Source organism: Streptomyces sp. NPDC052236 (assembly GCF_044548015.1).
GTDB lineage: Bacteria > Actinomycetota > Actinomycetes > Streptomycetales > Streptomycetaceae > Streptomyces.
In genome coordinates, this window is record NZ_JBIUBL010000001.1 from 815,933 (window position 1) to 824,259 (window position 8,327).

Below are 8,327 nucleotides of genomic sequence, written 5' to 3' on the forward strand. Positions count from 1 at the left end.
TGCACCGGCTTCCTTGGCCTGTCGGCGGGTCGCCTCGCTTCGGCCTTCCGGTACCCACAGCACCTCGTGGCCTGCCGCGATCGGCCTGGGCGGCGACGGCGGCTCCCATGGACAGCAATGATCGACTCTCGGAGTCCGATCGCGGAAGGCGACCCCGCTCACGGGTACAGCGCCAGCTGCGCAAGATAGTCTCGATAGGGATAGTATCTTGATCGATACTATCTTCCCCGTGAGGAGTCCGCGTTATGCGCCGTTTCATCGGGCGGGACCGGGAGCTCCGCGTGCTCCGCGCCGCCTTTGAAGAGGTTCGCGACGCCGCCGGTTCCGCAAAGCCCGGCCAGTGCATCCTCATGCGCGGGAGGCGGCGGGTGGGCAAGTCAAGCCTCGTCGAGGAGTTCCTGCGGCGTGCCGAGGCTCCCTCGCTCTTCTTCACGGCGGCCGGTGGATCGGCTGAGGACGAGCTGACGGAGCTGCTCGATTCCGTCGCCACCTCCACCCTGCCGGAACGGGAACTCTTCGCCGAGGAGGTACCGGGGCAGTGGAACGCGGCTTTCAGGCTGCTCGCGGAAGTCCTGCCCGACGACACCCCCAGCGTCGTCGTCATCGACGAAGTGCCCTACCTCATGGACCGGATCGACGCCTTCGAAGGCATGCTGCAGCGCGCGTGGGACCGGCTGCTCAGCCGCAAGCCAGTACTGCTGCTCCTGGTCGGTTCTGATCTGTCGATGATGGAGGCGCTGAACAGCTACGACCGCCCCTTCCACCAGCGCGGGCGCGAAATGGTCCTCGGTCCGCTGAATCCTGCCGACATCGGCGAGATGCTCGGCCTGGAGCCGGCGGCCGCCTTCGATGCCGCCCTGGTCACCGGTGGACTGCCGCTGGTCTGTGCCGAGTGGCGAACCGGAGCCTCGCTGTGGGAGTTCCTCCGCGACTCGCTCGACAATCCGATCTCCGCGCTCCTGGTCTCCGCCGAGCGGTCACTGGCCGCAGAGTTTCCGCCACATGCGATGAGCCGAGAAGTACTGCGCGCCATCGGAACGGGAGAGAGAACCTTTACCAACATTGCCCGAGCCGCAGGAGGCATCGCCCACACCACCCTCACGAGGGCCACGGAGGTCCTGACCGAGAAGCAAGTGGTTGCGGCCGAACTCCCGCTCTCCCCGCGCCCCTCCAAGGAGCGCCGCTACCGAGTGGCGGATCCGTATCTGCGCTTCTGGCTCGCCTTCCTCGACCCGCACATGGCCGAGATCGAACGCATGCGAGGCGACCTCACCCTGAACCGGATCAAGCAGCAATGGACGAGCTGGCGAGGCCGCGCCATCGAGCCGCTGGTCCGCGAGTCCCTTGCCCGCCTCCTGCCTGACGGTGAACTGCCCGCCGCCCCAGCCATCGGCGGCTACTGGACCCGGAGCAACAACATCGAGATCGACCTGGTGGGCGCCGACCGACAGCCTGTGGCCAAGCAGCTGCTCTTTCTCGGCTCAGTCAAATGGCTGGAGAACTCCATGTTCGACAGCCACGACCTCGCCGCGCTGCACAAGCACCGGGCGGCGATCACCGACGACCCAGTGCCGCTGGTCGCGGTCTCCCGCAGCGGGATCAGCTGTTCCGGGCTCCAGGCCACGTACGGGCCGGAGAACCTGATCAGTGCCTGGCACAGAAACTGAAGCCTGGGCCTCTGGTCGTGCCGGAACCCTCAACAGCAGGCCCGGACCAAGCAGAACACGTCGGGGCTCTGGTTGCGGTTCCGGTCGCATTCACCCACGTTCAGCTCCATCCATGGTCTGGCAGGCCAACCATTCCGCCGCAGGTCAGGACGCTCCCGAACAGGCCCGGACAGCCGGACGAACATGTGGAACGTGTTGGGCCCCAACGGTTGTGGGAGCGCTGGATGCGTGAGCGATGCGTGAGCGGACGTACTGGGGATGACGCGCTCAGATCTGGATTGGACACCAAACTGCACGCCTCTGACCAGGCCGTTCTGGATGAGAGGGGTGTACGGCGGAAGTTCCGGCAGGAACCTGAGGGGACTTATCCGTTGGTTGTGGGTTCGAGTCCCACACGGCCTACCGTCTGCAGGGCGGGTTTACCCCATCTGACCTGCTACGTAGCGCCTCGACTGGTTTCGACCGGCCGGGGCGCTTCGTCGTTTGGGGCCTCGTGCGATTGCTGCTGCCAGAGGTCGGCGGCGTATCCGCCGGACTTTTGGTGGCTGAGGGACTGCGGTCACTCAGCCACGAGGTCAGGACCCCCGGGGCCGGCGTCGTGGCGAACCGTCCACGACCTGCCCGTAAACAGGCCGCAAGGACGACGCGGCCAAGAAGGCACTCGCGAAGAGGACCACCGGCAAGAACCCGAAGGGTGCCTAGGCCCAACGGCCGCACAGCGTGCGCACCAGATCAGCGCCAGAACCGCCGGTAAACGGCGGTCGATACGGGCTACACCGCAGGCGGAAAACTGCGTTCAGGTCCGTCATCCACGCAGCTCAGGCCATAGGTTAAGCCCCAACGATCAGCGATTCCCGAGCGCAGAGCGCGGGTTCGATTCCGTCACCCGTTACAGCAGAAACCCCGGGCCAGTAGCCCGGGGTTTTGTTGTTGGCCGAGAAAGTCAGAGCAGATCCCGCCAGAAGAGAACGGTTGCCTGCGGGTCCCAGCTCTCGTCGACGTCGCTCCGTGCCTCGTCGAACTCCTGGTTCATGTAGTCGACCAGGTCCAGCCCGTAGTAAATGATGTCGGTCTGCCACATCGAGAGCACCGGATGTCCGAAGCTTCCCCGGCCGGCGGGAAGGTAGCGGTGGGCGTACACCGGCACCAGCACCGGTATATCTGCAAGATGGCGCCGCGCCTTGGCCAGGGCGGCCGCGTTATCGGCCGGACGCTCACCCCAAGCCTCGTACCAGAATCTGTTGAGCTCGACGGCGAGGAGAACGCCTTCGACCGGCCAGTCGAGCTGATCGCGCAACTTGTCCGGATCCCCGCTACGCCATTCGGGCCAAGGCTTGGACCAGGTCTCCCCTTCCTCGGGCGGAACATTGGTCGGAAGGCCTGCCGCAAGGAATGCTCGGTGATCGTCCGCGAACTCGAAGCCGTACTCGCGCTCGATGCGCGCGAACTCGGCATCCGTCAGCCCCGACTCGAACTCATAGAGCCCCATCTGTGCCAGGTGACGTGCGGCTTCCGCACCCAGGAGTGCACCCTCATTGCTGATCACCGCCGCACGCTAACCCCAACCGGGACCCGCCGTCACCCGAGTTAGGCACGGGCTCCCGTCTCAGTTTCCGTCTCATTCAGCCGCGTTCACGGGCGTTCAGAGGGGTCTCGCCCGTAAGCCCTCCCCAGCAGCCTGCCGTCCATGACGCAGGTGAACGCCCATGTATGCGGCCCATGAAACCGCCAACAGACCTGGAAAGCGTGTTGGGGGCAACCCCTCACGAGTTCGCCTGCAACGGTCTACCCCTCGTACTCCCAGGGGTTTAGCAAGAGCGCACCTGTCCTGGCCAGGTGCTTGATGTTCCGGCTCACCAACGTCCAGCCGTTCGCCAGGGCGGTAGCGGCGATCAGTGCATCTGGTGGGTCGATGTTGGTTCCGGCGCTCTTAAGCCTCCGGTGAAGAGCGCCGGTAGGCAGATGCCTCTTGTTCTCCGACGGTAGCGATCCGGTCGCGGTACTCGTCGTGGATGCCCACGAGCACCCGCTCGAAAGCGGTACGGCGTACCAGGTCTGGTGTCCCCTCGATGCCTGCCTCGATCTCCGCCACCGTGATGACACTCAGGTAGAGAGCGGAGCCGGAACTGAACGGGCCAGGTGACGACGACCGGAGCAGGCTTTGGCCGGGTAGTGATCTCGGCGACCACGTTGGTTTCGAGTAGGTAGATCACTCGCTGCCCGCCGCGTCATCGTAGGACCGCTGTCCGAACTTCAGCCCCTCGAACGGGGCCGACGTAAGGCGATCAAGAAATCCGTCGCTGCCGAGAGTCGCCCAGCGGTGAAGCATGTCAGGCAGGGCGTCGATGTCGGTATCGGCGAGTTCGGCATCGAAGTGGCCGAGCTGATCCTCAGGCAGGGACTCCCGGATCTCCCGGATCGTCCGTAGCGGATGAGGCTCCTCAGGTCTGCGGGGTGGGAGCGGCAGATTCGGTGCAGTGCTCATGATCGGCTCCTCCACTTCGCGGTCCGTAGTCTCACGCCGAGACCAGCCTAGGCCGGAAGCTGCCGTCTGGGAGGCGGTGCCGGAACTACGACTTCGAGGCTCGGGGCCGGCGGATGCTCGCACGCCTGTCCGCGTCCCAGAAGTCGACGGGACGTTCCTCGAACTGAGACCCTCGTGGACGAGGACGATATGGCTGCGGCGTCGGCCGACGTGCGCGGCGTCCTTGAGGAACTGGGCATCCATGGGGACGACCTGACACGGGAGCTGTACACGGACGCGGGGCGGCTCGTCGCGCAGCCTGACCCCGGACGCACGAGAGCGCCTCTCCCACCCGAAGGTGAGAGGGGCGCAGTCGTATGCGGTCACCGGGAAAGCAACGAGGCGAGTACCCGGTGCCGTTGCTGCCTGCTGGCAGGGGCTACCGGGTGTCGCTCTACGACCGGTACCGGCATCTCGGCGTCACGGCCTCGGGGGAGGGGCGCCGACGGGCGGAGGAACCGGGATTGGCTGCGGTCTACGGCCAGCCGTGTTCGGTGAGCGCGCCTGCGCCCCCGAGGTAGCCGAGCAGGCCGGCGGCGGGGTACTCGATGATGTCCTCAGGCAACTCGTGTACGGACCACCAACGCAGATCGAGGCACTTCTCGGGCTCGCGGTTGACCGGTTCGCCCTGCCACTCGGTCGCCTCGAAGAAGAGGCCGATGCGCTCGGCCTCGGGGCTCTCCCTGTGGTGCACGGTGTGCACGAGACGCAGGTGCCCGGGATCGACCTCGATGCCGGTCTCTTCGCGCAGTTCCCGGGCGGCGCCGACGGTGAGCGGCTCGCCCTGGTCGAGCTTGCCCGAGGGCGCGTGCCATCGTCCGTAGCCGTACGGGCCGCCGCGCTGGGACAGGAGAATCCTGTCGCCGTCGCGCAGGATCACGTGCGTGTCGATCACGGGGGTTGCGGGTGTCGCTTCCATGGGTTCACCGTGTGGTCGCCGGGTCTGGTGGGGCTGTCGACGCTATCCCCGGGCGGGGGGACGGCGTTGGCGATTCGCTTCGCTACGCCCGTAGGGGTGGCGTCGGTGGAGTCGAGCACGAGCACCTTGCCGAGGTCGACCTCGCTGGCGACGCGGGGTTCGTCGCGAGGTAGCGGTCGCAGACGACGATGTCGCCGGCGGCGAGGAACGGGTCGAGCTCGGTCTCGATGTGGTCGTACCGGTTGGACGCGACGAGCCAGGCGAGGGCGCGGCCCTTGATGTGGTTCGCGTTCCAGGGCGAGGGCCGAGGCCGCGTCGGCTTCGTCAGGCGTCGGCCTTATCTGTCAAAGCGCTCAGTACCTCCGCCGCCGCGTTGCGCGTGCGCTGCGACGCGTCGGCCGTGAGTGCGGTGAGCAGGGCGACCGGCTTGCCCCTGTCCTGCGGGCGTACGCCGTATTCCTGTACGTATCGGCCGAACCCGAGCGCCGCGTGGTAGCGGACGGGTTCGTGCGGGTCGTCCAGGTGCGCCAGGAAGCGGTCCCCGTCCGTCTCGTCCAGCAGCCACAGCGCCACCGCCCGGATCTCGCCCGACGCGTCGTCGGCCAAGTGCCGCAGCCGTGGCAGGGCCTCGGGATAGCTGCTCAGCCCGTGGCCGGTGTGCCAGGGCAACTCGTGGTCGGTCACCAGGTGGTCCAGCAGAGTCTCCGCCACCCTGCGGCGGTCCCGGCGTGGCAGCCTGTGCTCGCCCAGCGAGGCCAGGCCGGCCAGCGCCCCCCGCCGTAACTCCTCGTTCGGATCGTGGATGAGCGGGAGCAGCAGGTCGACGGCCTTCCGACCGCTGAGCTCCCCAAGGGCACGGGCCGCCGTCGCGCGGACATGCGGGGTGCGGTGCCCTTCGGTGAGGGCCGATCTGATGTGCCTGACGGCGGTAGACGTGCCGATGGCGGCCAGTGCCTCGACGGCGCTCGCACCCGCATCGGGATGTTCGAGCCAGCGCACCGCCGCCGTCAGGGCGCCCCGTTCGCGCAGTCGGCCCAGCGCGCTCAGCAGCCACGAAGCAACGCGTGGATCCCGTTCGTCCTGCAGTGCCGCCAGCAGGACGTCGGCCGTTCCCGGTGCCGGATCCCTGATCAGTTTGGATACCACGGCCCGCCGCACCTCGGGGGCTTGATCGTGGAGGCCGGTGAGCAGCGAGTCGCGGAGCTGTGCCGTGTACTCGGCGGGCAGCATTTCCAGCGCCTTCGCACGCGACGCACCGGGACCCTCCCGGGCCGTGCGGATCACCTTGGCCAGCATGGCGTCGTCGTCCAGCCGCTGCCACACCTGCACTCGCGCGCGCCCCCAGATGCCCGGCTCGGGGTCGCCCAGCAGTGGCATCAGCGTCGTGGGCTCACCGGTCGCTCCCAGACTGATCAGGCCGACGAGCCCGTTGAGCCGGACGTGCCAGTCCTCGTCGCGCAGCAGGCGCCCGTACGCCTCGGTGATGGCCGGGCCGGTCAGCGCGAGCCGTTCGGTGGCGACCGAGGCCCGGCGGCGTACCTGTGGGTCCGCGTCGCCCATCAAGCCGATCAGCACGTCGTCGGCCACGGGGACGCCGAGGCGGCCGAGGCCGAGCGCCGCAGCCGCGCGCACCACGGGCTCGGGGTCGCGGGCCGCCCCGACGAGGGCCTGAGCGTGCTCCGCCCGTCCGAGCCGCCCCAGGCCCTTCGCGACGGCTGCCCGCCGCGCCGGATCCGGAGCCGACAGCTCCCGTAAGAAGAAGGCGATCTGATGTTCGGTCCCCATGGCGGCCCCCTGTTGAGACGTTCAATCCATTGCGTGGCGAGCTACGACAGTTTGACCCATTGGGGCGGTTCCAGGGCGTGTGTTGTCGTTGTCCCGGGCCGGAGGCTCCTCCTCCGGAGCCGCCGCCGAGATCGGCGGGATGTGCCGCAGCAGCGTCATCACCAGTGCCGCCGTCACCAGCGCGAAGCCCGCGCTCACCGTCGCCGCCGTCTGCAGCCCCGACGTGAATGCCTCCCGGGCGACGGCGACCAGTTCCGTGCCGTCCGGCAGGTGCTCGGCCGCCGCCAGTGCCCCGCCCAGCGTGTCCCGCGCCTCCGCCGGGGTGTCCGACGGGATGCCGCCGCGGTAGACCGCGACCGCCACGCTGCCGGTCACCGTGATGCCCAGGGCCAGGCCCAGGTCGTACGCCGTCTGACCGGTCGCCGCCGCCGCGCCTGCCTTCTCCGGTGGGGCGGAGCCGACCGCCAGCACCGTACCGAGCACGCTGATCGGGGCCACGCCGAACATGATCACCGCGAGCGCCGTCGACGTCGGTACGACACCGGTCGCGACGACCATCGCCGCGTAACCGGTCAGCGAGACCAGCAGGCCGCCGGAGATCGCGTACGCCGGGCGGACGCGCCGTGCCAGTACCGGCGTCAGTTGTGAACCGGCCACCAGTCCCGCCGCGCCCGGCAGCAACCACAGGCCTGCCTCCAGGGGCGACTGTCCCGCCACTGCCTGGAGGTACTGCGGGACGAGGTACTCGACGCCGTTCAGCGCGGTCATGCCCAGCAGCAGGGTGAGCAGCGCGCCCGTGAAGGCCCGGTGCCGGAACAGCCGCAGGTCCAGGAAGGGGACAGCCAGCCGATCCTGACGGCGTATGAAGAGGGCTACGAAGCCCAGGCCGACGGCGAACGCCCCGGCGGCCGACGCGTTCGGGCCGTGCTCGGCCACGCCCTTGATGCCGTACACCAGCGGGAGCAGCGCCAGCAGGAAGAACACCACGCTCGTCAGGTCCAGCCGCCCGGCCGCCGGATCGCGGTACTCGGGCAGCAGTATCGGGGCGATACGGCGGAGGCGTGGCGCTGCACGAGGAGGGCTACGCGACGGCACGCTCGACGGGCGACCCGCGAGCGGTCGCCCTCGCCCTGGAGGGCCTGGCCTCCGCCCTCTCCGGCACGGACGGGTCGGCGGCCCTGCTGCTGGGTGCCGCCGCCACCATCCGGGCTTCCAGCGGCGCCCCTCTGCCCCCTGCGGAACGCGGCGACGTGGACCGCGCGACGGCGCGGGCGCGGGAGGCGGGGGGGGGGGGGGGGGGGGGGGGGGCGGGCGCGCGGGGGGGGGGGGGGGGGCGGGGGCGGGGGGGGGGGGCGGGGGGGGGGGGGGCGGGGGGGGGGGGGCGGGGGGGGGGGGGGGGGGGGGGGGGGGGGGGGGGGGGCCCTTCGAGGCG

At 69.2% G+C, this 8,327-nt stretch carries 6 protein-coding genes, 1 tRNA gene and 1 pseudogene; 2 read left to right on the plus strand and 6 right to left on the minus strand.

Features of this window, described 5'->3' with window-relative positions:
* The first annotated feature begins 245 nt into the window (after positions 1-245).
* Both ACIHCQ_RS03880 and ACIHCQ_RS03885 read left to right on the plus strand, forming a co-directional pair.
* Positions 246-1,667, plus strand: a complete 1,422-nt coding sequence (locus ACIHCQ_RS03880) for an ATP-binding protein (RefSeq protein ID WP_399657494.1) — start codon at positions 246-248, stop codon at positions 1,665-1,667.
* Positions 1,668-1,973: 306 nt separating this feature from the next.
* Positions 1,974-2,069: transfer RNA gene (locus tag ACIHCQ_RS03885), tRNA-OTHER, on the plus strand.
* A gap of 541 nt (positions 2,070-2,610) precedes the next feature.
* Here ACIHCQ_RS03885 and ACIHCQ_RS03890 read toward each other — a convergent pair.
* The 6 genes and pseudogenes from ACIHCQ_RS03890 to ACIHCQ_RS03915 all read right to left on the minus strand — a co-directional run.
* Positions 2,611-3,213 (minus strand): hypothetical protein, encoded by a 603-nt coding sequence (locus ACIHCQ_RS03890; protein ID WP_399657497.1) that lies wholly within the window; start codon positions 3,211-3,213, stop codon positions 2,611-2,613.
* Positions 3,214-3,597: 384 nt separating this feature from the next.
* A complete protein-coding gene (locus ACIHCQ_RS03895; protein ID WP_399657500.1) occupies positions 3,598-3,759 on the minus strand; it encodes a hypothetical protein in 162 nt (53 codons plus the stop codon).
* Between the two features lie 117 nt (positions 3,760-3,876).
* Positions 3,877-4,152: a hypothetical protein gene (locus ACIHCQ_RS03900; protein ID WP_399657503.1), complete on the minus strand. Its 276-nt coding sequence runs from the start codon at positions 4,150-4,152 to the stop codon at positions 3,877-3,879.
* 514 nt (positions 4,153-4,666) lie between these two features.
* The gene (locus ACIHCQ_RS03905; protein ID WP_399657505.1) at positions 4,667-5,110 is read right to left on the minus strand and encodes an NUDIX domain-containing protein; all 444 of its coding nucleotides are present in this window, start codon (positions 5,108-5,110) and stop codon (positions 4,667-4,669) included.
* Positions 5,111-5,434: 324 nt separating this feature from the next.
* Positions 5,435-6,895 carry a HEAT repeat domain-containing protein gene (locus ACIHCQ_RS03910; protein WP_399657508.1) on the minus strand — a complete coding sequence of 487 codons (1,461 nt, stop codon included), beginning with the start codon at positions 6,893-6,895 and terminating at the stop codon, positions 5,435-5,437.
* 21 nt (positions 6,896-6,916) lie between these two features.
* Positions 6,917-7,942, minus strand: a pseudogene (locus tag ACIHCQ_RS03915) (MFS transporter); the annotation flags it as partial.
* Positions 7,943-8,327 lie beyond the last annotated feature (385 nt).

What these genes read in the sequence shown, in the direction of transcription:
- ACIHCQ_RS03880 (WP_399657494.1), top strand. Translation starts at nt 246, where the DNA reads ATGCGCCGTTTCATCGGGCGGGACCGGGAGCTCCGCGTGCTCCGCGCC.
- ACIHCQ_RS03900 (WP_399657503.1), bottom strand. Translation starts at nt 4,152, where the DNA reads ATGAGCACTGCACCGAATCTGCCGCTCCCACCCCGCAGACCTGAGGAG.
- ACIHCQ_RS03905 (WP_399657505.1), bottom strand. Translation starts at nt 5,110, where the DNA reads ATGGAAGCGACACCCGCAACCCCCGTGATCGACACGCACGTGATCCTG.
- ACIHCQ_RS03910 (WP_399657508.1), bottom strand. Translation starts at nt 6,895, where the DNA reads ATGGGGACCGAACATCAGATCGCCTTCTTCTTACGGGAGCTGTCGGCT.